General features: G+C 74.9%; 14 protein-coding genes. 9 read left to right on the top strand and 5 right to left on the bottom strand.

Annotation, left to right across the window (positions count from 1 at the left end; all coding sequences use genetic code 11):
• Positions 1 to 91: 91 nt before the first annotated feature.
• Both Dsi01nite_RS50450 and Dsi01nite_RS50445 read right to left on the bottom strand, forming a co-directional pair.
• Complete coding sequence (locus Dsi01nite_RS50450) at positions 92 to 1537, bottom strand: glycosyltransferase family 2 protein (RefSeq protein ID WP_203853643.1); 1446 nt, start codon at positions 1535 to 1537, stop codon at positions 92 to 94.
• A gap of 50 nt (positions 1538 to 1587) precedes the next feature.
• A complete protein-coding gene (locus Dsi01nite_RS50445; RefSeq protein ID WP_239136988.1) occupies positions 1588 to 2568 on the bottom strand; it encodes a glycoside hydrolase family 5 protein in 981 nt (326 codons plus the stop codon).
• A 367-nt stretch (positions 2569 to 2935) separates the two neighbouring features.
• Between Dsi01nite_RS50445 and Dsi01nite_RS50440 the strand changes: the two genes are divergently transcribed.
• On the top strand, positions 2936 to 4267 hold the full coding sequence (locus Dsi01nite_RS50440) for a condensation domain-containing protein (RefSeq protein WP_203853641.1): 1332 nt from the start codon (positions 2936 to 2938) through the stop codon (positions 4265 to 4267).
• Here Dsi01nite_RS50440 and Dsi01nite_RS50435 read toward each other — a convergent pair.
• Positions 4264 to 5589 (bottom strand): condensation domain-containing protein, encoded by a 1326-nt coding sequence (locus Dsi01nite_RS50435; protein ID WP_275423490.1) that lies wholly within the window; start codon positions 5587 to 5589, stop codon positions 4264 to 4266. The two genes, Dsi01nite_RS50440 and Dsi01nite_RS50435, sit on opposite strands and share 4 nt — an antisense overlap.
• Positions 5590 to 5666: 77 nt before the next feature.
• Here Dsi01nite_RS50435 and Dsi01nite_RS50430 point away from each other — a divergent pair, with 77 nt between their 5' ends.
• The 8 genes from Dsi01nite_RS50430 to Dsi01nite_RS59050 are packed head-to-tail and all read left to right on the top strand — an operon-like array spanning position 5667 to position 23438.
• A complete protein-coding gene (locus tag Dsi01nite_RS50430; RefSeq protein ID WP_239136986.1) occupies positions 5667 to 7130 on the top strand; it encodes a class I adenylate-forming enzyme family protein in 1464 nt (487 codons plus the stop codon).
• On the top strand, positions 7127 to 8575 hold the full coding sequence (locus tag Dsi01nite_RS50425) for a condensation domain-containing protein (protein WP_203853639.1): 1449 nt from the start codon (positions 7127 to 7129) through the stop codon (positions 8573 to 8575). The genes Dsi01nite_RS50430 and Dsi01nite_RS50425 overlap by 4 nt, the downstream gene beginning before the upstream one ends.
• Positions 8556 to 9449 (top strand): thiamine pyrophosphate-dependent dehydrogenase E1 component subunit alpha, encoded by an 894-nt coding sequence (locus Dsi01nite_RS50420; protein WP_203853638.1) that lies wholly within the window; start codon positions 8556 to 8558, stop codon positions 9447 to 9449. The genes Dsi01nite_RS50425 and Dsi01nite_RS50420 overlap by 20 nt, the downstream gene beginning before the upstream one ends.
• Complete coding sequence (locus Dsi01nite_RS50415) at positions 9446 to 10411, top strand: alpha-ketoacid dehydrogenase subunit beta (protein ID WP_203853637.1); 966 nt, start codon at positions 9446 to 9448, stop codon at positions 10409 to 10411. Before Dsi01nite_RS50420 ends, Dsi01nite_RS50415 begins: the two co-directional genes overlap by 4 nt.
• Entirely contained in the window at positions 10404 to 11588 is a 1185-nt protein-coding gene (locus Dsi01nite_RS50410) for a 2-oxo acid dehydrogenase subunit E2 (protein WP_203853636.1), read from the top strand. Before Dsi01nite_RS50415 ends, Dsi01nite_RS50410 begins: the two co-directional genes overlap by 8 nt.
• Entirely contained in the window at positions 11588 to 17572 is a 5985-nt protein-coding gene (locus tag Dsi01nite_RS50405) for a non-ribosomal peptide synthetase (RefSeq protein WP_203853635.1), read from the top strand. The genes Dsi01nite_RS50410 and Dsi01nite_RS50405 overlap by 1 nt, the downstream gene beginning before the upstream one ends.
• Positions 17569 to 23034, top strand: a complete 5466-nt coding sequence (locus Dsi01nite_RS50400) for a non-ribosomal peptide synthetase/MFS transporter (RefSeq protein WP_203853634.1) — start codon at positions 17569 to 17571, stop codon at positions 23032 to 23034. Before Dsi01nite_RS50405 ends, Dsi01nite_RS50400 begins: the two co-directional genes overlap by 4 nt.
• The gene (locus tag Dsi01nite_RS59050; protein WP_203853633.1) at positions 23034 to 23438 is read left to right on the top strand and encodes an MbtH family protein; all 405 of its coding nucleotides are present in this window, start codon (positions 23034 to 23036) and stop codon (positions 23436 to 23438) included. The genes Dsi01nite_RS50400 and Dsi01nite_RS59050 overlap by 1 nt, the downstream gene beginning before the upstream one ends.
• Here Dsi01nite_RS59050 and Dsi01nite_RS50390 read toward each other — a convergent pair.
• Complete coding sequence (locus tag Dsi01nite_RS50390; RefSeq protein ID WP_203853632.1) at positions 23407 to 25665, bottom strand: putative bifunctional diguanylate cyclase/phosphodiesterase; 2259 nt, start codon at positions 25663 to 25665, stop codon at positions 23407 to 23409. The two genes, Dsi01nite_RS59050 and Dsi01nite_RS50390, sit on opposite strands and share 32 nt — an antisense overlap.
• Position 25666: 1 nt before the next feature.
• Positions 25667 to 26857 carry an FIST signal transduction protein gene (locus Dsi01nite_RS50385; protein ID WP_203853631.1) on the bottom strand — a complete coding sequence of 397 codons (1191 nt, stop codon included), beginning with the start codon at positions 26855 to 26857 and terminating at the stop codon, positions 25667 to 25669.
• Positions 26858 to 26866 lie beyond the last annotated feature (9 nt).

Raw genomic sequence — 26866 nt, 5'->3', positions numbered from 1 at the left:
ACGGCGAAAGCCAAAGCCAACGGCACCCCCGAAGAGGAACTCGGCGCGCTGCTCAACAGCGGCGACACCTGGACCATCCGGTGAACGAGCATCAGGACGGTTTCGCGATGACCAGGAACTTGTTCTCGGCGTGCCGGGCGAACTTCAGGAAGCCGCGCAGCCCCGGGATGCTCTCCATCAGCCCGAAGATCGGAATCAGCAGGACCACCGCGAGGGACTCCCACCATCGGCGCCGGGGGTCGGCGGACACCTCGGCGTTGACCCGCAGGCCCTCCCAGTACATCCAGACCACGTAGGCCATGTTCAGCGCCCAGAGCGGGATGACCAGGTACGTCACCGGCGAGGTGTTGGGGTCGGCGATCATCACCCCGATGAGCATCACCACGCCGACGTTCTGGATCGGGCCGACCACCCACGACATCACCGAATATCCGAGCAGCAGCCGGTTGCGCCGCTGCAGCGACCGGTTGAACACCAGGCCGGCGAGGCCCCACGACCAGCGTTCGCGCTGCCGGAAGAAGTCCCGGAGGCAGGCCGGCGACGCGCCGTAGCACCGGCCCCCGAACCAGCCGCTGCGACCCTCGTAGCGGGCGCTGAAGATCAGGGCGAACTGGGCGTCCTCGACGATGCTGCGCGGTCCGAAGTCCCAGCCGATCGTCGCCTCGATCGAGGCCCGCACCAGCAGGAGCTCACCGTGCACGCCGGCGCGTGGCGTGCCGCTGCCGGTCCAGGCGGAGAAACGCCCCACGTCCTCGGCCGGCCGGGCCGAGTCCGCGAGCCAGGTGAGCCGGTTCACGGCGTATTCGCGCGGGTACGTCAGGATGCCCTGGGCGAGGTGTTTGGCGTTGCGGCCGGCCTGGGCCTGTTCCTCGATGAACCGGGCGACCGCGAGGGCGGTGTCGGGTCCCACGCCGGTGTCGTCGTCCATGTGCAGCACCCACGTGTCGTCGCGGTGCTCCTGCTCGCAGATGCGCAGCTCGTGCGAGTAGTGGGTGGCGCGCGCCTTGAACCTCGTCCCGTTGGCGGTGCGGTACCACCGCGGCACGGTGACCACCCGGATCAGCGGGCTTCCCGCGGCCAGCTCGGCGATCCGGTCCGCCGCCTCACAGCCCTCGTCGACGACGATGTCGATCCTGAGCCGCGGGAAGCAGCGCGGGAGGAAGGTGACGTAGGACAGGACGGAGCGTTCGAGCGCCGGGTAGGTGTCGTGCCGGCCGACGGTGGGCACGACCACGATCAGGAAGCTCCCGCTGATCGTCAGCCCTTGGCCGTGCCACCGGGCCGCCGACGCGCGCAGCGCCCTGCGGGTCCGCCGGATGCCGACGATGCCGGTGAGCGTGGTGAAGATCGGCCACGTCCACATCACCGTCAGCGGCCAGCCGAGCGTCCCGGGGGTCGGCCCGGCGGCCCAGAAGTCACTCGCCACGATGACCACGTACGCGACGATCAGCGGCTGGTACGCCGGGCGCCAGCGGGACAGCCTGCGGTGCAGCTCCCGCGCCTGCTGGGGCACGTCCCTGTCCCGGGGTGTTGCCATCGAACGTCCCACGTCGGCTCTCCCCTCGTGGTCCCGGCCGGACTGCCGTTCTACCCGGCCGCCGCCTCCTCACCGCCGTAGACGGTGGCTTCCTTGGCGGTGGCCCGGATGCCGTCGGCGCCGTCGAAGATGCGCCGCCCCCAGGCCGTCTGCTGGTCGGCGTCGAAGCCGGCGGCCATGTCGAGGTATTCGACGCCGCCGCTGTTGCCTGCCCACGACCAGCCCAGGTATCCGATCCCGCGGGCCTGTGCCTCGCTCATGACGGTGTCGGCGGCCACGGCACCGTCGGTGTGCTTCCACCCGAACTCGCCGACGACGAGGGGCAACCCGGCGTCGCGGAAGGCGTCGTAGTAGTCGGTGACCTTGGCCGCGGTGCTGTACACGCCATACATGTGGACCGAGAACACGACGTTGTGCAGCGGGTCGTTGGCGAGCACCGCCGGGGCGTTGCCGCGCATGACGCCCGACCAGTCCTGTCCCCAGTTCGGCCCGTCGACCATGACGAGGTGCTTCAGGCCGGCGGCGCGCAGCTTCGTGACCGCGCCGTTCGTCGCGCCGGTCCAGCCGGCGGTGTCGGTGTTGCCGTACGGCTCGTTGCCGACGTTGATGACGACGTAGTCCTCCTGGCCCGCGAGGACCTGCCGCAGCCCGAGCCAGTAGTCGGCGGCGGCGTCGAGGGGGACGGAGTCGCGGTCCTCGCCGTATCCGGTGGTGCCGTGGAACTCCAGGACGCAGATCAGCCGGTGGCGTTTGCACGTCGAGATGACGTCGGCCACCTCGCCGGCCCCGACGTCGGCTGTCAGCACCACCCGCACGGTGTTGGCGCCGAGCCGCTTGATGTCGGCGAACGACTGGCTCTGGTCCTTGTACCAGGCGTACGGGTGGCTGACGCCCCGCATGACGAAGGCCGCTCCGTTGCCCTCGACGATGTTTCTGCCGCTGACGTGCAGACCGGCCCCGTGCGGCAAGGTCTGTGTCGAGCGGGCCGGTTGCCGGGCGGCGAACCCGAACGCGATGAGTGCGACGCACACCACTCCGACGATAACGGCTGTCCTTCTCATGATCTCCCTAGGCGACGACGCGGACCCGGATGGGCGCGGGTGACCCCCGCCGCCGGGCACGCATGCGTCGGCGGCGCTGAATCAGGCGGGAAATGCCGGCCCGCAGCGGTGCGGTCAGATGCCGCGCCGGACCGGCGGCGGTCCGCGGGCCCGGCAAATGCCGTCGAGTGTACGACCCGGCCAATCACCCGCAAAGCCACTCGAAATCGCAGGATGTGCCCGGCCTGGCCAGCCGCCGGTGGGCAGGCGGCCGCATTGCTCGGCGTATCTGTAAAGAAACTGTACGATACTGCGCGGTGATCGATGGACGTCACGGGACCACGGAAGGACCGGTGGCATGACAGCACAGATCATGGTTGCCTTCGAGGGCGAGGGCTCCGGCGTCGACGACCTCTCCTGGGGCCAGCTGGACCTCTGGATGGCGATGCGGCGACAGAACTCCTGGTTGCCGATGGGCGGCGCGACACCGTTGCCCGACGGCACCGCGCTCACCGACGTCGTGGACAACCTCCGCTATCTGATGAGCCGCTATCAGCCGATGCGGACCCGGCTGCGTTTCGACGCCGACGGCCGGCCGTCGCAGGTGGTGTCCAGCTCGGGCGAGATCGCCCTCGATGTCATCGACGCGGGCGACGACGACCCGGCGGAGGTCGCCGACACGCTGCGGCGGACGTACGAGGAGACCGACTACGACTTCGAGGCGCAGTGGCCGCTGCGCATGGGCGTGGTGCTGCGCGACGGGCTGCCGACGCACCTGGTCGCCATCATGTGCCACCTGGTCACGGACGGTTCGGGCGCCGCGGTGATGATCGCCGAGTCCGGAGCGCGGGTGACCACGCCGGTCCGGGGGATGCAACCCCTCGAACAGGCCCGCTGGCAGCGTTCACCGGCCGGGGTCCGGCAGAACGAGGCGGCGCTGCGCTACTGGGAGCGGCTGCTGCGGACCATCCCGGCCCGCCGGTTCGCCGGCTCGGACGACCCGCGGACGCCACGGCACTGGCGGGGCGAGTTCAACTCGCCCGCGCTGCACCTGGCGACGCGGGCGATCGCCGACCGGGCGGGCATGGACGCCTCACCGGTGCTCATGGCCGTCTACGGGGTGGCCCTGCACCGGATCACCGGCATCAACCCGGTGGTGTTCCGGCCGACCGTGAACAACCGGTTCCGCCCCGCGCTCGCCGACGTGGTGTGCACGGTGGCCGAAAGCGGCCTGTGCGCGCTGGACGTCGCCGGGGTGCCGTTCGCCGAGGCGCTGGCGCGCACCCAGCGGGCGGCGATGACGGCGTACAAGCACGCGTACTTCCACCCGGTGGACCTCGACGACCTGATCGCGCGGGTGGCCCGGGAGCGGGACCCGGACTTCGACCTCGGCTGCTTCTACAACGACCGCCGCATCACCACGCGGACCGGTTCGACCGGCCCGGCGCCGACGCCGGACCAGATCCGCGAGGCGCACGCCGGCGACCGCACCACGTTCCGCTGGACGATCCAGCAGGACGACCCCTTCGAGCGGCTGTTCGTCCACATCGACGACGTGCCGGACACCGTCCGGATCACCGTGTTCATGGACACCCACTTCGTCTCCCCCGCCGACGCGGAGGCGTTCCTGTTCGGGATGGAGACCGTCGCCGTCGAGGCCGCGCTGGACCTGGTGCCCCAACCGGGTTAGCCGGACGCGCGCACCAGCATGTCCTCGACGTGGCGGAGCATGTCGCCGGCCGCCGGTGCCCAGGTCGTGTCGCCGTGGCAGGCGATCGTCATCAGCGCCGCGGCCGGCCGGTGCTGGACCGACAGGATGTAGCGCGACCCGCCGGGGCGGTCGGGCTGCTCGGTGACGCGGTCCTGCACGGCCGGATCGGTGAAGGGGATGGCCTCGGCGCCGAGTGAGCGGCTGTTCGCCGCGCTGCCCACGATGGACGCGTCGATGTAGTTGAACCGGGCGACGGCCGCGCCCGCCGCCGCGAGGTCGCCGAGGACCTCGGCGCCGATCGCCGCGGCGCTCGCCGGGTCGAGGTTGGCGAACCGGTGGCCGTGCAACTGGTTGCTGGCCGTGGCCGTCAGCCGCGCCGACAGGTCGCCGGTCCCCGGCACGAGGACCGGCACCGGCATGACCGCCTTGCGGACCGACGCCTGCGTGCCGGCCGACAGCCGGTTCGCGGCGAGGGACCGGATGCCGGCGCACGGCGAACCCTCGACCCGGCTGATCGCCGCGCCGAACGCGGTCAGGTAGACCGCTGACACCGGCAGGCCGGTGCGGGTGGCAACGGCCTGCGCGGCCCGGGCGGCGCGCGCCGAGGCGAGCCAGCGGGACCGCAGCACCGGCTCCGCCGGCACCGGACCGCCGCTCGGGCGCCAGCCGGACAGCCCGTCGCGCAGCGCGCCCAGCTGGCGCCGCCAGTGCGCCTCCGCCCGCGCGGCATAGGCGCGGCCCGATCCGGAGCGCTCCCATTCGGCCGTTTCCAGGGGCTGTTCCGGCGCGGGCCGGCCGTCGAACGCCGGCCGGCCGCTCGCGCGGCCGCGCAAGGCTTGCAAGAAGTCGCCGCGGAGCACCCGCATGCCCCATCCGTCGACCGCGGAATGATCGACGACGATGCCGATGCGGTGCACGGCGCCGGCGGCGACCTCCAGGACGAACAGCACCGGCGGTTGGTCGGCGAGCCGGAAGGGCGTCGCTGCGGCCTCGGCCAGGGCCCGATCCGCCTCCGGGCCGGCCGGGGCGACCCGGACCATCTCGCCGAGCCGCGAAGCCGCCGGAACGACGTGCTGCTCGCGACCCCCGGAGCCGGCGACGGGCAGGAGCGTCCGCAGTCCCTCGTGCCGGTCCAGCAGGTCGCCGACGGCCGCCAGGACCACGTCCAGCCGGGCGGCGGCGCCGTCGACGAGGCCGGTGAAGTTGGCGGCGGAGGACCACGGCGAATCGGCGTCGATGCCGACGTCCATGAACCACTCACGTTGCGCGCAGGTGAGCGGCCCACGTCGAGTCGAGTTCATTCCCGTTCCTGTCCAGTTTCTAAAGTCGACTGCGTTGGATATTGCAGGACTTCACTGCGTCATGCAACCCTGTTGCCGTGGTTTTGCACGCCGTTCCGCCGACGGTTCCACGCCTCCTCGCCGACCGGTCCGAATCGGAGCCGGACCGCGAGGCGCTGGTCGTTGACGGTGTCGGCGCGCTGACGTTCGGCGCCTGGCAGCGACGCGCGACCGGCCTCGCCGGGCGCCTGCGGGAGCACGGCGTCGCGCCGGGCGATCGCGTCGGGCTGCGGTTCGGTGCCGCCGGGTGGCTCGACTACGCGGTCGCCTACGTGGCGGTGCAGCGGCTGGGTGCGGCCGCCGTCCCGGTCCCCGACGACGCGCCACCCGCCGAGCTGGCGCACGTGCTCGGCGACTGCGGGGCCACCGGGCTCGTCCACGCCGGCGACGCAGCCGGCTGGACCGGCGGATGGACGCACGCCGCCGACGACGGCGCGGAATCCCCCACCGGCGCCGACCTGTCCACCTCGGACGGTCTGGCGCAGATCCTGTACACGTCCGGCACGACCGCGCGGCCCAAGGGCGTCGCCGCGAGCCACGCCAACGTCACCTACGGGGCGGGCGCCCGGCACCGGCCGTTCCGGCACTCCCGGCACCTGGTGCACGCGTTCGCGATCGGCACCAACGCGGCCCAGGTCATGCTGATGAACGCGCTGCTCGCCCACCCCGCCGTGGTGACGCTGCCGCGGTTCACCCCGTTGCGCTTCGCGCGGGCCATCGCCCACTGGAAGGCCGGCACGGTGTTCGTGGTCCCGGCGATGGCCATGGAACTGCTCGCCTGCGTGGACCGTGGCGACGGCCACGACCTCAGCAGCGTGCGGCTGCTCGGGTCGGCCGCCGCGCCGCTGCCCGGGCCGGTCGCCGCCCGCCTCGCGGCCGCGTTGCCGAACGCGACGATCGTCAACTACTACACGTCGACCGAGGCCGCCCCGGCGCAGACCGCCATGGCGTACGACCCGGAGCGGCCGGACAGCGTCGGCCGGCCGATCGCCGGCGGTGGCCTCCGCGTCCTCGACGACGGGCGGCCCTGCGCGCCCGGCGAGATCGGCGCCGTCTGGATGCGTTCCCCCGCCCCGGCCCGCACCTACTTCGGCGACACGGCGACCGGCGTCACCACGTTCCAGGACGGCTGGGTCCGGATGGGCGACGTCGGCTACGTGGACGCCGAAGGCTTCCTGTACCTCGTCGAGCGGGACAGCGACGTCGTCAAGACCGGCGCCCACCGGGTGTCGACGCTGCGGATCGAGGCGGCCATCCACGAGCATCCGGCGGTCGCCGACGCCGCCGTCGTCGGGCTGCCGCACGAGGTGCTCGGCGTCGAACTGGCCGCCGTGATCGTGGTCGGCGGCGACGCGTCGCTGACCCCGCCGCAGCTGCGGGCGTTCCTCGCCGACCGCCTCGCGCCGCACGAGATCCCCTCCCGGGTCCACGCCGTGGACAGGCTTCCGCGCAACCGCGGCGGCAAGGTCGACAAGTCATCCCTGCGAAGGACGCTGACATGATCCAGGCATCCGCGGCGCAGCACGGCATGTGGGTCGCCGCGGCCGGCGCCGGTCCCACCGCCTACCACCTGCCGCTGGTCGTCACGTTCGCCCACGAGCCGGACGTCGGCCTGCTGACCAAGGCCTGCGCGGCCGCGGCCGACCGGCACGCCCTGCTGAGCAGCGCGATCGTCGACCGTGACGGCGTCGCCCATCTCACCCCGGTCGCCGCGAGCGGCCTGCGCGTGGCCGGGCCGCACGAGCCGGTCGACGAGGAGATCGCGCGGCCGTTCGACCTCGAACGGGGACCGCTGGTCAGGTTCGCGCTGTTCGGCCGGACGCTGGTGATCACCGCGCACCACCTCGTCTTCGACGGGCAGTCCAAGGAGGTGCTGCTGCGCGACCTGGCCGCCGGCTACGCGGGTGAGATCCCGGCGCCGCCGCCGCGCACCGCCGCGGACGAGCTCGCCGCCGACGCCGCGCGGCTGGCGGACCGGCGGGCCGCGGCGGCCGCGTTCTGGGACGGCCGGTGGGCCGAGCCGCTGCCCGTGCTCGTCGGCGACCAGGTGCTCACCGGCCGGGACCACGGGCCCGGGCAGGTGCACGCGTTCACGCCGCCCCTGCCCGACCTGCCCGGGCTGACGCGGTTCGAGACGCTCCTGGCCGCGGTCCACGCGACCCTCGCCGGGCACGGCAACCAGCGCGTCACCACCGGCGTCGACCTGTCGACCAGGGAGCCCGGCGCCGCCGACGTCATCGGACCGTTCGCGACCGAACTTCCCGTCGACTCGCAACCGGGTGACGCCACGTTCGCGCAGTTCGCCGCGGAGTTGCGCGGCGCGCTGCGCGCCATGTACCCGCACCGCTCGGTGCCCCTGGCCCGGGCGGTGCGCCGGATCCGGCCGCACGCGGCGGTGGCGCCCGTGTCGGTCAGCTACCGCCGGGTCGGTGCCCCGCCCCGGTTCGACGGTGCCCCGGCGGACGTCGACTGGCTGGCCTTCGCCGGCAGCGTGCGCGGCGACCTGCAACTGCAGGCCGTCGACGACGGCACGACGGTCACCGCGCGGCTGCGCTGCTCGGCCGCGGCGGCGCCGGTCGCGCAACGGTTCGCCGGGGACCTGTGCGCGGTGCTCACCCGGGTCGCCGCCGACCCCGCGACCCCGCTGCGCGACCTGGTCGTCACGGCCGCGCCGGTCCTGCCCGCCGCCGTCCCCGCACCCGCCGCCGGGCCCACGCCGGCGCCCGGCGGGGACCTCGTCGAACCGGTCCTGGCCATCTGGCGCGACGTGTTCGGAGACCAGGCCATCGGTCCCGACGACGACCTGTTCGACCTGGGCGGCGACTCGCTGACCGCGACGCAGATCATCGCCCGGATGCGCAAGACGCTCGGCCTCGACGTCGACATCGACACGTTCTTCGACCACCCGACGGTCAACGGAGTCGTGCATGCTGCCGGCCCTCGTTGACGCCCCCGACCAGGTCCGCGCCGACCGGGCGGCGATGCTGCTCATCCGGCACTTCGAGACGGCGTTGCTCGACCTGTTCGCGCGCGGCGAACTGTCCGGGACCACGCACACCTGCCTCGGCCAGGAGCACGTGCCCGTGGCCGTGAGCGGCCTGCTCGGACCGGACGACCACGTGCTGAGCAACCACCGCGGGCACGGCCACTACCTCGCCCGGTTCGACGACCCGGAGGGGCTCCTCGCCGAGATCATGGGCCGGGCCGGCGCGGTGTGCCACGGCGTCGGCGGCAGCCAGCACATCCACCGGCCCGGATACCTCTCGACCGGGGTCCAGGGCGAGAGCCTCCCGGTCGCGGCCGGGCTCGCGCTGCACCTGCGCCGGCACCGGCCGGGCGCCCTGGCCTGCGTGTACATCGGCGACGGCAGCTGGGGCGAGGGTGCGGTGTACGAGGCGCTGAACCTGGCCGCGCTCTGGCACCTGCCGCTGCTGGTCGTGGTCGAACACAACGGCATCGCCCAGTCGACGCCGACCGGGCAGGCCATGGCCGGCACCGTCGCCGGGCGCGCCGCCGCGTTCGGCCTGGCCCACACCCGGATCACCGGGACCGACCCGGCCGCGATCCGGGCCGGGCTGGCGCCGCTCGTCGCCCGGGTCCGGGCCGGCGAGCCGCTGATCGCCGAGTTCCACGTCCCACGGCTCGGCCCGCACAGCAAGGGCGACGACACCCGCCCCGCCGAGCAGGTCGCGGCGCTGCCCGACTGGTATCCGGCCCTGGCCGCCGCCGCGCCGGAGCTCGACCGGGCGCAGCGGGACCGGGTCGCCCGCGTCGTCGCCGACGTGTCGGCCCGCCCGCCCGCCGAGTGGACCGACCGGTGAGGGTCGCCGACAACATCAACGCCGCGCTGCACAGCGTCCTGGCCGGCGACGAACGGGCGTACCTCATCGGCGAGGACCTCCTCGACCCGTACGGCGGTGCGTTCAAGGTCGCGCGCGGGCTGTCCACCCGGTTCCCGGACCGGGTCCTGTCGACGCCGATCAGCGAGTCGGCCATGACCGGCGTCGCGGCCGGCCTGGCCCTGGCCGGTGACACCGCGATCGTCGAGTACATGTTCGCCGACTTCCTGACCCTCGGCTTCGACCCCCTGGTGAACTTCGCCGCCAAGTCCGTCACCATGTACGGCACGCGGCTGCCGATGCGCCTGATCGTGCGCTGCCCCAGCGGCGGCGGCCGCGGCTACGGCCCGACGCACAGCCAGACGCTGACGAAGCACCTCATCGGCGTCCCCGGCCTCGCCGTGTTCGAGATGTCGCCGTTCCGCGACGCGGCCGAGGTCTTCGCCGAGATGCTCGCGCTCGCCCAGCCGTGCGTGTTCGTCGAGGACAAGATCCTCTACACCCGCCGCATGCACGCCGTGCCGCACCCCTTCACCGCGTCGGTACGCGACGGCGTGGCCTACGTCGGCACCGGCGAACCGCCGGACCTGGTGCTCGTCGCGCCCGGCGGCACGGCCGGACGCGCCGTGGCCGCGCTGCACCGGCTGCTGATCGAGGATGAGATCGCCGGCCTGCTCGTGGTGCCGTCGCGGCTGTATCCGGTCTCGCTCGACCTGCCACCCGTCCCGCACGTGGTGGTGGCCGAGGACGGCACCGCCGGCGGCACCTGGGGCGCCGAGGTCGCGCAGCACGTGCACGCTCGGCACTTCGCGGACCTGGCCGCGCCCGTGACGCTCGTGCACGCCGCCGGCGCCGTCATCCCCGCCGCGCCGCACCTGGAACGCGAGGTGCTCGTGACCGCCGGGACCATCTACGACGCCATGGTGAGGACGGTCCGTGGCTGAGATCGCCGTGCCGAAGCTCAACACCAACGACGACAGCTACGTGCTGCTCGCCTGGCTCGCCCCGGACGGCCAGGCGGTGCCCGCCGGCGCCCCGGTCGCCGAGGTGGAGACGTCGAAGGCGGTCGAGGAGCTGACCGCCGCCGCCGGCGGCGTGCTGCGCCACCGCGCCGCGGCCGGCGCCGACATCACCCCCGGGCAGGTCATCGCGCTCGTCGACGACCTCGCCGCCGGCCCCGTCGAGGCGCCGGCCCCGCCACCGGCGGGCGGCCCGACGATCACCGCGCCGGCGCTCGCCCGCATGGCCGAACTCGGCATCAGCGCGGAGCGGGTCGCCGCGCTCGGCCGCCCGATCGTCCGCCGCGCCGACATCGACGCCCTGACCGGCGCCGCCCCCGCACCAACGGCATCCACAGCGTCCACAGTGGACACAGTGGACACAGCGTCCATAGTGGACACTGTGGACACAGTCGAAACGGTGGACACGGCGGACACGGTGGATGCCCTCGGTGGGCCGTCCGCCGGCCTGTCGCGCAACCAGCGGGCCGTCGCGCGCACCGTCGCCCGGTCGGCCGCCACCATCCCCGCCGCCTACACCGCCATGACGGTGGACGTCGGCGCCGCCCTGGAGCGGGCGCCGCGACTCACCCGCGAGGCACGGCGGCCGGTGGGCCTGGCCGAACTGTTCGTCGCCGCGATCGGGTCGGCGCACGCGACGCATCCGATGTGCTTCGCCCGGCTGGACGACGACGGCGTGACGCTGCACCCGGCCGGCGCCGCGCACGTCGGCGTCACCGTCGACCTCGGCGAGGGCCTCTACGTCCCGGTGGTCCGGGACGCGGACACCGCGACGATCGGCGCGATCGCCCGGACGCTGACCAGGCACCGGGTGGCAGCCGCCGGCGGCACGTTCCGCCAGGCCGACCTCGACGGCGCGAACATCACGCTGACGCTGCACCTGGACGCCCACGTGAGCCTGGCCGTGCCGATCGTGTTCCCGGGTCAGACCTGCGCGGTCGCGGTCACCGCCCCGCGGCCGGAGCTGTACCTCGACGGCGACGGCCGGCCGGCGACCCGGACCGTGACGCAGGTCGGCCTCGCCTACGACCACCGCGTCATCAACGGCCGCGAAGCGGCCCGGTTCCTGACCGCCCTGGCGCAGACCGTGAAGGAGCCGTGATGCGCGCGCTCCGCGCCGCCCAGGAACGCCTGTGGTTCCTGCACCAACTGGACCCCGCCGACGTGTCGTACCACCTCCCGCTCGTCCTGCACGTCCGCGGGCGACTGGACCGGCCGGCGCTGCAGCGCGCGCTGGACGACGTGACCGGGCGGCACGAGACCCTGCGGGCCCGGGTCGACCTCGTCGACGGCACGCCCGTGCTGGCGGCCGCGCCCGGCGGGGTCCGCCTCGAAACCGCCGCCGCGGCCGGCCTCGAGGACGCCCGCGACCTGGTCGCCGGGTTCGTCGCGCGGCCGTTCGACCTCGCCGCCGGCCCGATGCTCCGCTGCCTGCTCATCGACGCCGGGCCGGACGGGCACGTGCTCGCGCTCGTCGCCCACCACGTCGCGGCCGACGGCTGGTCGCTGCAGGTGCTGCGGCGTGACCTCGACACGCTGTACCGCGCCCACACCACCGGCACCCCGCCGGCACTGCCGGCACTGCCCGAGCCGCCGGCGGACGACGCCGGCGCCGCACCGGACCTCGGATACTGGACCGGACGGCTGGCCGGCGCCCCGGTCCTGGAACTGGCGACCGACCACCCGCGTCCCGCGGTGCGCCGTGGCCGGGGCAGCTCCGTCGTCTTCGACCTCCCCGTCGACCTGCTGCGCCGGCTGGAGGCGGTGGCCCGGGCCGAACGCACCACCGTCTACACCGCCCTCGTCGCCGCGTTCTCGCTGCTGCTCGGCCGCGTCAGCGGCCAGCACGACATCTGCCTCGGCACGCCGGTCCTCGGCCGCGACGACCCCGACCTCGCCGACCGCGTCGGCTGCTACGCCGAGACCCTCGTGCTGCGCACGGACCTGTCCGGCGACCCGACGTTCCGCGCGTTGCTGCGGACCACCCGGCGGACCGTGCTCGGCGCGCTGAGCCACGCCGCGCCGTTCGAACGCGTGGTGTCGGCGCTCGGCGCCCCCCGCGACCGCAGCCGCACCCCCCTGTTCTCCGCCATGATCATGTACCTGCGGCAGGAGCAGGACCGGCCGCGCCTCGGCGACCTCGACGCCGAGCTCCTCGACCACCCGTTCGACGCCGCCCGCACCGACGTGTCCCTCGACGTCGTCCAGGGCCCCGGGGCCGCGGTCGGGGTGCTCACCGTCGACCGCGACCTGTTCGACCCCGGCACCGCGCAGCGGCTGATCCGCCGGCTCCTCGTCCTGCTCGACGACGCCGCCCGGCGGCCCGACACCGCGATCGGTGACCTGCGCTGGTTCGACGACGACGAACGGCACGAGGCACTGCACCGGTGGAACGGCACCGGCGCCGGGCAACGCACCCCGCTGGTCGCCGAGCTGTTCCAGGCGCGGGCCCGGGCCACGCCCGACGCGGTCGCGGTCACCGGCGACGGCGTCGAGCTCACCTACCGCGACCTCGACGCCGCGGTCGACCGGCTCGCCGCCCGGCTGCGCGGACGCGGACCGCTGATCGGCGTCGGGATGTCCCGGTCGCCGGCGATGGTCGTCGCGCTCCTCGCCGTCTGGCGGGCCGGCGCCGCGTACCTGCCGCTCGACCCGGCGTACCCGGCCGACCGCCTCGCCTTCGTCATCGCCGACGCGGGCGTCACCACCGTGCTCACCGAGCCCGCCTTCGCGGCGACGTTCGGCGCGGCGTCGCTGCTGATCGACGCCCCCTCCGCAGCGGCACCGGTCGCCGTCCCGGCGATCACCACCGGCCCCGACGACCCGGCCTACGTGCTGTACACGTCGGGATCCACCGGACGGCCCAAGGGCGTGGTCGTGCCGCACGGCGCGCTCGCCGCGTTCGTCGCCGCCCTCGCCGACATCACCGGACCCCAGGAGGGCCGCGCGTGGCTCGCGCTCACCTCGCTGTCGTTCGACATCTCCGGGCTCGAGCTGCACCTGCCGCTCAGCCGCGGCGGCCGGGTCGTCGTCGCCGGCGACGCGCAGACCGGCGACGGCGCGGCGCTGCGGGCGCTCATCGCCGCGCACGGCGTCACCGACGTCCAGGCCACCCCGTCCGGCTGGCGGGTGCTGCTCGCCGCCGGCTTCGACCATGACGTGCCGGCCGCGCTGGTCGGCGGCGAGGCGCTGCCGCCGGCCCTGGCCGCGGAGCTGCGCGGCAAGGTCGACCGGCTGACCAACGTGTACGGCCCGACCGAGACGACGATCTGGTCCACGTACTGGCCGGTGCCCTCATCGCCGGCGGCGGTGTCCATCGGCGGCCCGATCCCCGGCACCCGCGGGTATGTCGTCGACGACCGGACCCGGCCCGTCCCCGCAGGGGTGCCCGGCGAGCTCGTCATCGCCGGCGCCGGCGTCGCGCTCGGCTACCTGCGCCGGCCGCGGCTGACCGCCGACCGCTTCGGGCCCGACCCGTGGGGACCGGCGGGAGCGCGGATGTACCGCACCGGCGACCGCGTCCGCCGCCGGGCCGACGGCGGCCTGGAGTTCCTCGGCCGGTTCGACACCCAGGTCAAGCTGCGCGGGCACCGGATCGAGCTCGGCGAGGTCGAAGCCGCCCTCGCCGGCTGCCCGGGGGTCGCCGCCGCGGTCGCCGCGGTCCGCGACGACGCCCTGGCGGCATACGTCACCGCCCGCCCCGGCGCGGACCTCGACCCGGGCGCGATCCGCGACGCCACCCGCGCCGCGCTCCCCGCGTACGCCGTGCCGGCCACCGTCACCGTCCTCGACGCGCTGCCGCTCACCCCGAACGGCAAGGTGGACCGGGCCGCCCTGCCCGACCCGCGACCGCACACCGCCGCCGCGCACGTGCCGCCGCGCACCGCCGCCGAGACGCGCGTCGCCGCCGTGTTCGCCGAGGTGTTCGGCGCGGCCCGGGTGGGGACGCACGACGACTTCTTCGCCATGGGCGGCCACTCGCTGCTCGCGGTCAAGGTCGCGGCTCGGCTGCCCGGCCTGACCGTCCGCGACCTGTTCGACCACCCGACGGTCGAGGCCCTCGCCCGCCGGGTCCCCGCCGGGGGCGACACCGCCGCCGGTGCGGTGCCGGACGGCCCGCCGCCGCTGACCGACGCCCAGCGCCGGCTCTGGTTCCTGCAACGGCTCGACCCCGGCGACGCCGCGTACAACATGTTCCTGGTGCTCCGCCTGCGCGGCCCCCTCGACGGCGGCGCGCTGCGGCGGGCCCTGGACGGCCTCGCGGCCCGGCACGTCGCACTGCGGTGCGGCTACCCGGAGGTCGCCGGCGACGCGGGCGTCCACATCGGACCGGCGACGGTGCCGCTCGAGGTCCTCGACGTGGAGTCCGAGACGGCGGCCCGGGCCGCGGTCGCGCGGCGGACGAACGCGTCGTTCGACCTGCGGGCCGGCGCGCCGGTGCGGGCCACGCTGCTGCGGCTCGGCCCCGCCGACCACGTCCTGTGCCTGGTCGTGCACCACATCGCCGGGGACGGCTGGTCGCTCAACGTGCTGCGGGAGGACCTCGCCGCGCTGTACGCCGGTCGGCCGCTGGCGCCGCTGCCACCCGTGCCGGCGGCGGACGGTGACCTCGAAGCCGACCTCGCCTACTGGCGGGACCGGCTCAGCGACCCGACCGCGCTCGACCTGCCGACCGACCGGCCCCGCCCGGCCGAACCCACCCACCGCGGCGCGTTCACCGGCGCCCACCTGCCCGCCGACGTCACCGGCCGGCTCGAGGACCTGGCCGCCGGCGCCCGCACCAGCCTGTTCGCCGTGCTGCTCGCCGCCTACCAGGTGCTGCTCGCCCGGCACACCGGCCAGTCCGACGTCCTCGTCGGCTCGACCCTGGCGGCCCGGGACCGGGTCGAGCTGGAACGGGCCGTCGGCTACTTCGCCCGGACCGTCGTGCTGCGCAACCACGTCGACCCGGACGAACCGTTCACCGGCCTGCTCGGCCGGGCCCGCGAAAGCGTCCTCGACGCGCTCACCCACGCCGAGGCGCCGTTCGAACACCTCGGCGCGGCGGCGGAGCCGTTGTTCCGGACCATGTGCATCCTGCACACCCAGGACGAAGGCACCCCGGTCGAGGAGTTCGCCGACCTGCGCGCGTCGTTCTTCGACTCCGGCTACCGGCAGGCCAAGTTCGACCTGATGCTGGAGGCGTGGCGGGCCGCCGGCGGGCTCACGCTCGTCTTCGGCTACGACACCGACCTGCTCGACGCGGCGACCGTCGAGCGCTGGGCGCGCCGGTTCGAGGTGCTGTGCGCCGCGATCGCCGCCGACCCGGCCACCCCGGCCGGCGCGCTGCCGCTGCTGACCCCCGACGACGAGGCCCTGATCGCCGCCCTCGCCGCCCCGGCACCCGTCGCGGCCGCACCATCGCCGGTGTCCGAGCTGCCCCGCCACGCGGACCCGGACCGGGTCGCGCTGCGCTGCGGCGCTTCGTCGCTGACCTACGCCGAGCTCAACCGGCGGGCCGACGAACAGGCGGCCGGGCTGCGCGCGGCCGGAGCCGCCGGTCACGTCGTCGCCGTCGCCGCGCACCGGGACATCGACACGATCGTCGCGCTCCTCGCCGTCTGGCGGGCCGGCGGCGCGTACCTGCCGGTCGACCCGGCGCAGCCGGCGGCCCGGATCGCGGAGCTCGTCACCGGCAGCGGCGCCGTCCACACCGTCGGGGAGGCACCGTGGCCGGCGTTGCCGCCGGCAGCGGCGGTGGACGGCGCCGCGTACGTGCTGTACACCTCCGGATCCACCGGCATCCCGAAGGCCGTCGTCGTCGACCATGGGGCCCTGGCCGCCCGGGTCGACTGGATGCGCCGCGACTACGGGCTCGGCCCGGGCGACACGATCGTCCAGTTCGCGCCCCTCGCCTTCGACACGCACGTCGAGGAGCTGTGGCCCGCGCTCGCCGCCGGCGCCACGGTGCGGCTGCTCCCGGACGGCCCGCTCAGCCTGCCCGACGTCCTCGCCGGTCCCACCGGACCCGAGATCACCGTGCTCGACCTGCCCACCGCGTACTGGCACGACCTGGTCGCCCAGCTCGACACGGTCGCCTGGCCGCCCCGGCTGCGGCTGGTCATCCTCGGCGGTGAGGCCGTCCACGCGGCGGCCGTGGCCCGGTGGCGCGCCCGGTTCGGCGACACCGTGCGCCTCGTCAACACGTACGGCCCCACCGAAGCCACCGTCATCGCGACCTCGACCGACCTCGGCGCCGGCGACGCGGCCTGGACCCCGGCGATCGGCCTGCCGCTGCCCGGCGTGCGCGTCGCGGTCGTCGACGCCGACCTGCGCCCGGTGCCGCCTGGCGCGCACGGTGAGCTGCTGCTCGGCGGCACCGGCCTGGCCCGCGGCTACCTCGGCCGGGACGACCTCACCCGGGACCGGTTCGTCACGTGGCGCGGCGCGCGCTGCTACCGCACCGGCGACCGCGTGCGGCTGCGCGCGGACGGCCGGCTCGACTTCGCCGGAAGGCTCGACGACCAGCTGAAGATCCGCGGGTTCCGGATCGAACCGGCCGAGGTCGAGCACCACCTGCTCGCCTGCCCGGGGGTGACCGGGGCCGCGGTGGCCGCGCACGACGGCGCGCTCGTCGCCTACGTGGCCGGTGCCGTGCCGGTCGACGCGCTCCGCGCCCGCCTCGCCGCCGAGCTGCCCGGCCACCTGGTGCCGGACCGGTGGGTCGCGGTCGAGGCGCTGCCCCGCACCCCGTCCGGAAAGATCGACCGCCGGTCACTGCCCGCCGTGCCCAGCCGGCCCGGACCGTCCGGGCCGCCGCGCACCGACGCCGAACGGCTGGTCGCCGACGTCTGGGCCGACGTCCTCGGCGTCGACGGCGCCGGCGTGGACGACGACTTCTTCGCCCTCGGCGGGCACTCGCTGCTCGCCGTCCGCGTCGCCGCCCGGCTGCGCGCCATCACCGACCTCGACCTGCCCGTCCGCCTGCTCTTCACGCATCGCCGGCTGGCCGACCTGGCCGCCACGGTCGAGCAGCGGCTCCTCGACGACCTGGCCGGGCTCACCGACGACGAAGTGGCCGGCCTGCTGGAAGCGGAGACCCTGTGACCGTCGACGACGCCCGCCAGGCGCTCCTGGCGCAACGACTGCGCCGGCGCACCGCGAACCGGACCGTTCCCGCCCGGCCGGCCGGCACGGTGCCGCCGCTGTCGTTCGCGCAGGAGCGGCTCTGGTTCATGGAGCAGTACGCGCCCGGCAACCGCGCCTACCTCGTGCCCGTGGCCAGGCGGATCCGGCGCGCGATCGACGCCGACCGGCTCGCCGGCGCGCTCCGCCGCGTCGTGGCCCGCCACGAGGCGCTGCGGACCCGGTTCCCGGCCGCCGGCGACGGGATCCCGGCCCTCGTCATCGACGAGGAGCCGGCCGTCGAGCTGGCCGTCGTCGACGCCGCCGACGCCGACGCCGCCCGGGCCGCCGTCGAAACCCTGCACGCCCGGGGGTTCGACCTCGCCACCGAACAACCGCTGCGGGCCGCGCTCGTCCGGCTCGCCCCGGACGACGCGATCCTGGCGCTGACCGTCCACCACATCGCGATCGACGGCTGGTCGGTGCCGCTGCTGCTGTCCGAGCTGATGACCGCGTACGACGGCGGCGGCCTCGCGCCCGTCCCGGTCCAGTACGGCGACTACGCGGCCTGGCAACGGGACCAGCCGGCCGCCGGCGTCGCCCGCTGGGCGCAGCGCCTCGCCGGCGTCGAACCCCTCGCCCTGCCGGCCGACCGGCCGCGCCCGGCCGAACTGACCTACGACGGCGGCAGCGTCGAGTTCGAGATCGACGCCGGTCTCGCCGCCGGGGTCCGGGCCCTCGCCGACAACCACGGCGCGTCGCTGTACATGACGATCCTCGCCGCGTACGCCGCCCTGCTCGGCCGGCACGCGCACCAGACCGACCTCACGATCGGCTCCCCCGTCGCCGGCCGCGGCGCGCCGGAGCTCGACAACGTCATCGGCTGCTTCGTCAACACCCTCGTCATGCGCGTCGACCTCGGCGGCGACCCGACCTTCACGGAGCTGCTGCTGCGGGTACGGGAGACCGCGCTCACCGGCCTCGCGGACGCCGGCACACCCTTCGAACGCGTCGTCGCCGACCTGAACCTGCCCCGCGACGTGTCCCGGTCGCCGCTGTTCCAGGCGCTGCTCGCGGTGCAGAACTACGGCGCCGCGGGCGGCGGCGACGGTCTCGACGGCTACGAGATCACCGCGTGGGCGACGCGCTACGACCTCGAGCTGTACGTCAGCGACACCGCCGGCGGCGGGCTGTGGGGGCAGTTCATCTACAGCACCGCGCTGTTCGACGAGGCCACCGTGCGGCGACTCGTGCGCCACCTGACCGCGCTGCTGCGGGGCGCCGTCGCCGACCCCCTCACCCCGGTGGCCGCGCTCGACCTGCGCGACGACGACGAACGCGCGGCGCAGGCGTCGTGGAACGCGACGTCGGTGCCCTTCGACCGGGCCGCCACCCTGCCCGGGTTGTTCGCCGCGCAGGTCGCCGCCACGCCGGACGCGCCGGCCGTGACGTTCGAGGACACCACGTGGAGCTACGCCGAGCTCGACCGGTACGCCGACCAGGTCGCCGCCGCGGTGCGGGCCGTGGGCGCCGGGCCGGGCACGCGGGTCGGCGTGTGCGCGCCGCGGTCGCTGCGGTTGCCGGGCGCGCTGCTCGGCGTCCTGCGCACCGGGGCCGCGTACGTGCCCCTCGGCCCGGAGTACCCGGCCGAGCGGCTGGCGTTCATGGCGGCCGACGCCGACCTCCGCGCGGTGCTGGTCCTCGAGCCGGCGGTCGCGTTCGGCGGCTGCCCGGTGATCCGGCTCGACGCCCTGGACGCATCCGCGCAACGGCAGCCCGTCACCGCGACCGCCGGCGACACCGCCTACGTCATCTACACCTCCGGCTCGACCGGACGACCCAAGGGCGTGCCCAACGCGCACCGCGGCATCGTCAACCGGCTCGCCTGGATGCAGGACCGCTTCCGGCTCACCGCCGGCGACGTGGTCCTGCAGAAGACCCCGGCCGGGTTCGACGTGTCGGTCTGGGAGTTCTTCTGGCCGCTGATCACCGGCGCGCGGCTCGTCCTCGCCCGGCCCGGCGGGCACAAGGACGCGTCGTACCTGCGCACCCTGATCGACCGCGAGGGCGTCACCGTCCTGCACTTCGTGCCGTCGATGCTCGCCGCGTTCCTGGCGGACGACGCCCCGTTCGGCGGCGCGGCGCTGCGCGCCGTCGTCTGCTCCGGCGAGGAGCTGCCGGCCGACCTCTCCCGCCGCTGCCTCGCCCAGCTGCCCGCCGCCGAGCTGCACAACCTGTACGGGCCGACCGAGGCCGCCGTCGACGTCAGCGCGTGGCAGGTCCCCGCCGCTTTTTCAAACGACGCGCACCGGGTGCCGATCGGCGCCCCGGTCGCCAACACCACGCTGCACGTCCTCGACGACCGGCTCCGGCCGCAGCCCACCGGCGTGCCCGGCGAGCTGCACATCGGCGGCGTCCAGGTCGCGCTCGGCTACCTGCGCCGGCCGCGGCTGACCGCCGAACGCTTCGTCCCCGACCCGTTCGGTGCGCCCGGTTCCCGGCTGTACCGCACCGGGGACCTGGCCCGCTGGCGGCCGGACGGCACAATCGAGTTCCTCGGCCGCATCGACGGCCAGGTCAAGCTGCGCGGCCTGCGCATCGAGCTGGGCGAGATCGAGGCGGTGCTGCGCGAGCAGGCGGGGGTGCGCGACGCCGCGGTCATCGTCCGCGAGGACCGGCCCGGCGACCAGCGGCTCGTCGCCTACGTCGCCGGCGCAGTGCCGGACCGCGCCGCGCTGAAGCGGCTGCTGCCCGACTACATGGTCCCGGCCGCGTTCGTCGAGCTCGACGTGCTGCCGCTGTCGCCGAACGGCAAGCTCGACCGGCGGGCGCTGCCGGCGCCCGTCCGCACCGCGCACGCGGGTGCGCCGCCGGAGACCGCGACCGGGCGGCTCGTCGCCGACGTGTGGGCGGCCGTGCTCGACCTGCCGGCGGTCGGCGCCGACGACGACTTCTTCGACCTCGGCGGCCACTCGCTGCTGGCGACGCAGGTGGTCGCGCGGCTGCGCCGGGCCGGCGCGGCGGTCGGCGTCATCGACCTGTTCCAGCACCCGACGGTGCGGGAGCTCGCCGCCCTGATCGACCGGCCGGCCGGCGGCCCGCGGGCGCTGATCCGCCGGCTCACCCCGGACCGGCCCCAGGCAAAGCTGTCCCTGGTCTGCGTGCCGTTCGGCGGCGGCAGCGCCGTGGTGTACCAGCCCCTGGCGGACGCGCTGCCGGACCGGTACGCGCTGTACTCGGTCGCCATCCCCGGCCACGACGTCGGCATCATCGAGGACCGGCTCGACTTCGACGCCCTCATCGACCGCTGCGTCGAGGAGATCCTCGCGACGGTCGCCGGGCCGATCAGCCTGTACGGCCACTGCGCCGTCGGGTCGGCGCTCGCCATCGCCCTCGCCCGGCGGCTCGAAGCGGCCGGCCGCGACGTGGACACCGTCTACATCGGCGCGATGTTCCCGTTCACCGAGCCGCGCGGCCGCCTGGCCCGGACCCTGTCGAAGGTCGCGCGGATGGAGGCGCTGCGCGGCGACCGGGTCTACCACAACTGGCTCACCTCGATCGGCGCCGACCTCGGCGGCCTCGACCCGGCGGAGGCCCGCCACATCGTGCGCAACCTGCGCCGCGACTCCGTCGACGCCGAGCGGTACTACACCGCGATGTACGCGACCGGCGCCGAGCGGCTGCGTGCCTCGTTCGTCACCATCGTCGGCACCCGGGACCCGGCCACCGAGTTCTACGAGGAGCGGTTCCGCGAGTGGCACTTCCTGTCCGACCACAGCGCCGTCGTGGTGCTGCGGGAGGCCGGCCACTTCTTCCTGAAGTACCGGGCCGCCGAGATCGCCGAGATCATCGACACGCCGCAGTTCGGGCCGCCGCCCCCTGATGCGACGGACCGCACCTGGTTCCGGCACGCGGAGTCACACGACCGGCCTGTGTCACACGACGGCGCCGTGTCACACGACGGCGCCGTGTCACACGACCGCGCTGTGTCACACGACCGCGCCGTGTCACACGACCGCGCTGTGTCACACGACCGCGCTGTGTCGCCCGACCGCGCTGTCGCCGGCGGGCCGCAGCCGAGCCTGGGCCGGTTCGCGGCGGTCTCCGCCGGCCAGCTGGTGTCGATGTTCGGCTCCGCGCTCACCGAGTTCGCGATCCCGGTCTGGATCTACCTGACCACCGGGTCGGTCGCGCAGTTCGCGCTGTTCGCGGTCCTCGGCCTCGTCCCGGGCCTGCTCACGCTGCCGGTCGCCGGGGCGCTCGTCGACCGGCACGACCGGCGCCGCATCGTCCTGGCCGCCGACCTGGCCGCCGGCGGGGTCCAGGCGGTCCTCGCGGCGCTGCTGTGGGCCGGGCACCTGAGCGTCGGCGCGCTCTACCCGGCCACCGTCGCGCTGTCGGTCGCGCTGTCGTTCCAGCGCGTCGCCTACATCTCCTCGATCCCGCAGCTGGTGCCGAAGCGCCTGCTCGGCCACGCGGCCGGGATCGGCCAGCTCGGCGCCGGCCTCGCCCAGCTGGTCGCGCCGCTGCTGGGCGCCGGGCTGCTCGCCACGATCGGGCTGCGTGGCATCCTCACCTTCGACGTGGCCAGCTATCTCGTCGCGTTCGCCGTCGTGCTCGCCGTGCGGTTCCCGGCCACCATGCCGTGGCGCCGCCACGAGACGCTGCGCGCGGAGATCGCCGGCGGTTTCCGCTACGTGTGGGGCAACCGGAACTTCCGTCGCATGCTGCTGTGGTTCGCGGCCCTGAACGTGCCGCTGTCCGCGACCTTCCTGATGCTCTCGCCGCTGGTCCTGTCCTTCGGCACCCTCCGCGAGGTCGGCCAGGTGTCGTTCGTGTCCGCGCTCGGCGTCTTCGCCGGCGGCGTCGTCATGGCCGCCTGGGGCGGGCCGCGGCACCGGCGGATGTCCGGCGTCCTCGTCGCGACCCTCGGCCTGGCCGCGTGCGCGCTCGTCACCGGGCTGCGCGAGAACCTCGTCCTGATCGGCGCCGGCGCGCTCGGCATGGCCCTGGCCCTGACGCTGCTCAACGGCGTGTACACCACCATCATCCAGGTCAAGGTCCCGCAGCGGCTGCACGGCCGGGTGTTCTCCCTGAACACGCTGATCGCGTGGTCGACGATGCCGATCGGGTTCGGGATCGTCGCACCGTTCGGCGCCGAACTGTTCCGGCCCCTGCTGCGCGCCGGTGGCCCCCTCGCCGGCAGCGCCGGACTGGTGTTCGGCACCGGTCCGCAACGCGGGCTCGGCCTCATGTTCGCCGTGTACGCCGTCGCCATCGCCGCGATCGCCGCGGCCGGCCTGTACGTGCTGCGCCGCTTCGACGACGAGGTGCCCGACGCGCTCGCCGACGACCTGGTCGGCCTGGCCGTCCTGGACACCCCGGCCACCGACATCCGGACCGCCCTGGACGCGGCGGCCCGCGCCACCTCGGAGAGGACCTGATGGACTACCGCGTAGTGATCAACGCCGACGAGCAGTACACGATCTGGGCCGTGGACGACGACCTGCCGCCCGGCTGGGTCGCCGAGGGGCACCGCGGCAGCCGGGACGAGTGCCTCGACCACGTCGAGCGGGTCTGGACCGACCAGACGCCGGCCCGCACCCGGATCCGTGCCTGGCTGGCCGGCGCCGTCGCGGAGGCGTCCGACGGCCTGCTCACCCCGGCCGAGGTCGGCGCGGCCGGCTGCTCGTTCATCGCCATGGGCGTGTCGTCCCTCGCGACGGTCCGCCTGGTCGACGCGGTCGAGGTGGAGTACGACGTGACCGTCGACTTCACCCGGCACGCCCTGGACGACCTGGACAGCCTGACCGACTTCATCGCCACCGCTCGGCTGCACCGCCGGTGAGCAGCGCCTCGACCTCGTGGTGCGGCAGCTCCGCGGCGAACCGGTAGCCCTGGCCCAGATGGCAGCCGGCGTCGCGCAACCGGCGCTGCTGCTGCGGGGTCTCGATGCCTTCGGCGACGACGACGAGCCGGAGGGTCCGCCCGAGCTGCACGATGGCGCTGGCGAGGGAGGGCGCCGGCGCCAGGTCGCGCTCCGTCTCCGCCACGAACGACCGGTCGATCTTGATCATGTCGATCGGGAACCGGCGGAGGTACGCGAGCGCCGAGTGGCCGGTGCCGAAGTCGTCGAGCGCCAGCCGCACCCCGACCCGTTTGAGCTCACCGAGGCGGGGGATCATCGCCTCGGTGTCGTCGAGGAGCTGCGACTCGGTGAGCTCCAGGACCAGGCGGGACGGGTCGAGGCCGGCGTCGCCCAGCGCCCGGGTCACGAGCTCCGGCAGGTCGGGCTCCTGGAGCTGGCGCGCCGACAGGTTCACCTGCACCGTCAGCGGCGGCCGGCCGGCCGCGTTCCAGGCGCCGGCCCGCCGGCACGCCTCCCGCAGCACCCAGCCGCCGATGGGCACGATCAGTCCGGTCTCCTCGGCCAGCGGCACGAACTGCCCGGGTGGGACGATGCCACGGTCCGGGTGGTGCCACCGGACGAGGGCCTCGACGGCGACGATCCGGCCGTCCCTGAGATCGAAGATCGGCTGGTAGCGCAGGACGAACTCGTCGCGCTCGACGGCCCGGCGCAGATCGGCCTCCAGGTCGAGCGTGCGCAGCAGCCGCTCCTGCATCGCCGGCTCGAACAGTTCGTAGCGGCCCTTGCCGTTGCGTTTGGCCTGATACATCGCGAGGTCCGCGGCGCGGATCAGGTCCTCCCCCGTGCCGCCGCCGGCCGTGCCGTCGCTGTCCTGGTTGAAGGTGACGCCGATGCTCGCGTTGACGAACACCTCCTTGCCGAGCACCTCGAACGGGTCCTGGAGCAGGCCCAGCATCCGCTGCGCGATCTTCTCCGCCTCGCCGGCGGCCAGGTCGAACAGCGCGACGGCGAACTCGTCCCCGCCGATGCGGGCCGCCGTGTCGGTGCGCCGCAGGCACGAGCGCAGCCGGTGCGCCGCCTCGATCAGCAGCGCGTCGCCCGCGGCGTGCCCGAGGGAGTCGTTCACGACCTTGAACCGGTCGAGGTCGATGAACAGCACCGCGACCCGGCCGGGGTGCCGGGCGGCGCCGGCCAGGCCGTGTTCCAGCCGCTCCAGGAACAGTGCCCGGCTGGCCAGCCCGGTGAGCGGGTCGTGGTGCGCCTCGTACGCCTTCTCGCGGGTCCGGTGGTCGGTCACCGCGAGGCTCACCTGGTCGGCGAAGACCCGCAGCGTCTCCCGGGCCCGGGCGCTGTACCGGCGGGGCTGGTACGCCCCGACCAGGAGGCCGCCGACCACGACGCCGTTGTCGTGCACCGGCGCGGCCATCACGGAGCGCAGGCCGCCTTCCCCGGAGCGCTCCGCCACGACGAGGTCGTCGCGCAGCATGGCCTGACCGGCGACGCCGGCGTCCTCGACCCGGGCGCGGCGCTGCTCCTGGCCCGGCGGCAGTCCCCGGCCGGCGTGCAGCACCGTCATCCCGGCGTCGTCCGGGTCGCGCAGGCGCAGGCCGGCGGCGTCGTCGCCGAGCAGGTCCCGGGCCCCGGCCGTGATCGCGTCGAGGATCGACTGCAGCGGCTCGTGGCGGGCGATGGCCCGCTGCACCTTCGACAGCTCCTCGAGCAGCCGGTGGCGCTCCTGCAGGGCGGCGAGGAGCTGGACGTTCTCGGCGGCCCGCCGGCGTTCGGCCGCGAGGGTGTGCAGCCGGGCGACGGTCAGCTCGAGGACCCGGGCCATCCCGCGCAGCAGGCTCACCTCGTCCGCGGTGAACCCGTCGTCGCCGGACCTGGCGACCACCAGGTGACCGCGGAGCTGGCCGGCGACCGGCGCGACGGCCGTGCGGCACGGCCCGGCGCCGGGCACCTCGAGCACGGTGCGCTCGCCGCGGGCCACCTCGGCCAGGTCGGCGCCGGGTGTCCGGCCCGCCGGGAACCCGACGGCGCTGATCACCACCGGCCCGTCGAGCACGACACCGACCTCGGCCTCCAGGGCCCGGGCGGCCCGCTCGGCCGCGACCCTGGTCGCCGTCGGCTCGTCGGGGACGGCGGAGATGACGGCCAGGAACTCCGCCAGTTGCTGGGTTGGCAGCGCGGTCGCCGGTGGCAGCATGTCAGCCGACCGCGAGGACGACCAGCGTCTGGTTGTGGAAGGCGTTGATCCCTTTCGTCCGGGCGACCTCGCCCCAGGTGTACAGGCCGGCGAGGGGTGCCGGGCGGGCATGGGCCGCCATCCTGCGCACCTCCCGGCGCTGGCCGTCGGGGCCCAGGAGCCTGGCCCGTGTCTCGCAGTCGAACGCGATCAACCCGAGCGGCGCCGCGCCCGCCAGGCCCGCCACCGCGTCCCGGCAGGCGTCGTCGGCCGCCTGCAGCACGGTGTCGACGTCACCCTCCATCGGCCAGATCACGCCGCCCTCCGGCACCTCTCCGGACGAGCACAGCACGCCACGGGCCAGACCGGACGAGTTGCCGACGTTGCGGACCACCTCGCCCCCGCGGCTGCGCACCCCGATCGGCCGGCACTCCGCGAACCGCTCGAACGCCGGCGGGTCGGCGAACGCCTCCGGTGGCGCACCCAACCGGCTCAGGTACGCCTCGACCGCCGGCCGGTCGTCCAGGGTCAGCACCTCGTTGCGGTCGCTCTTGGTGACGATCATCGGCTCGCCGACCTTGCGCCAGCCGTGCCGCAACCCGACGCCGAACGGCCCGTCGGACGCGATGACGGCGCCGACGACCGCGTCCGCGACGACCTGGTCACCGTGGAACTGGAAGGTGTGCCGGGCCGCCGTCGGGTGTGGCGTCGACGCACCCCCGACCATGGGCATGCTCGCACCGACGACACTGTAGGCCCCCGCGAGCATCTCCTCCTGCCCGACCACCAGGCCGTCGGTCAGCAGCACCAGCACCTGGTGCCGGCGGCCGGTGCCGGCCCGGGTGACGCGGTCCGTGACCTCGGCGCCAGCCTCCCGCTGCCGCCCGCTCACGTCCAGGCTGACCCCGGTGGTCACGTCGAAGCCCGGCCCTCCCAGGGCGACGACCGAGACGCCGGAGTCCACATCGGACTGCCCGGCGGCGATGACGGCGGTCGTCGAGCACCCGATCAGCGGCGTGGCACCGGCCACCGGACGGATCCCGGCGAGGACGGCCACCGGGTCGTGCAGCGCCGAACAGAACACCATGAGCAGGCGGGCGTCGTCGCGGTCACCGACGGCGGCCCGGGCCGCCGTCGCGCCGGCCGCGCGGGGGTCGGCCGCACCCGAGGTGCCCACGGCGAACCATCGATGGTCGGCACCCGTCGAAACCATGCCGCACAG

This window comes from Dactylosporangium siamense, assembly GCF_016862795.1.
Lineage (GTDB): Bacteria > Actinomycetota > Actinomycetes > Mycobacteriales > Micromonosporaceae > Dactylosporangium > Dactylosporangium siamense.
This window is presented reverse-complemented; position numbering and strand designations above follow the sequence as displayed.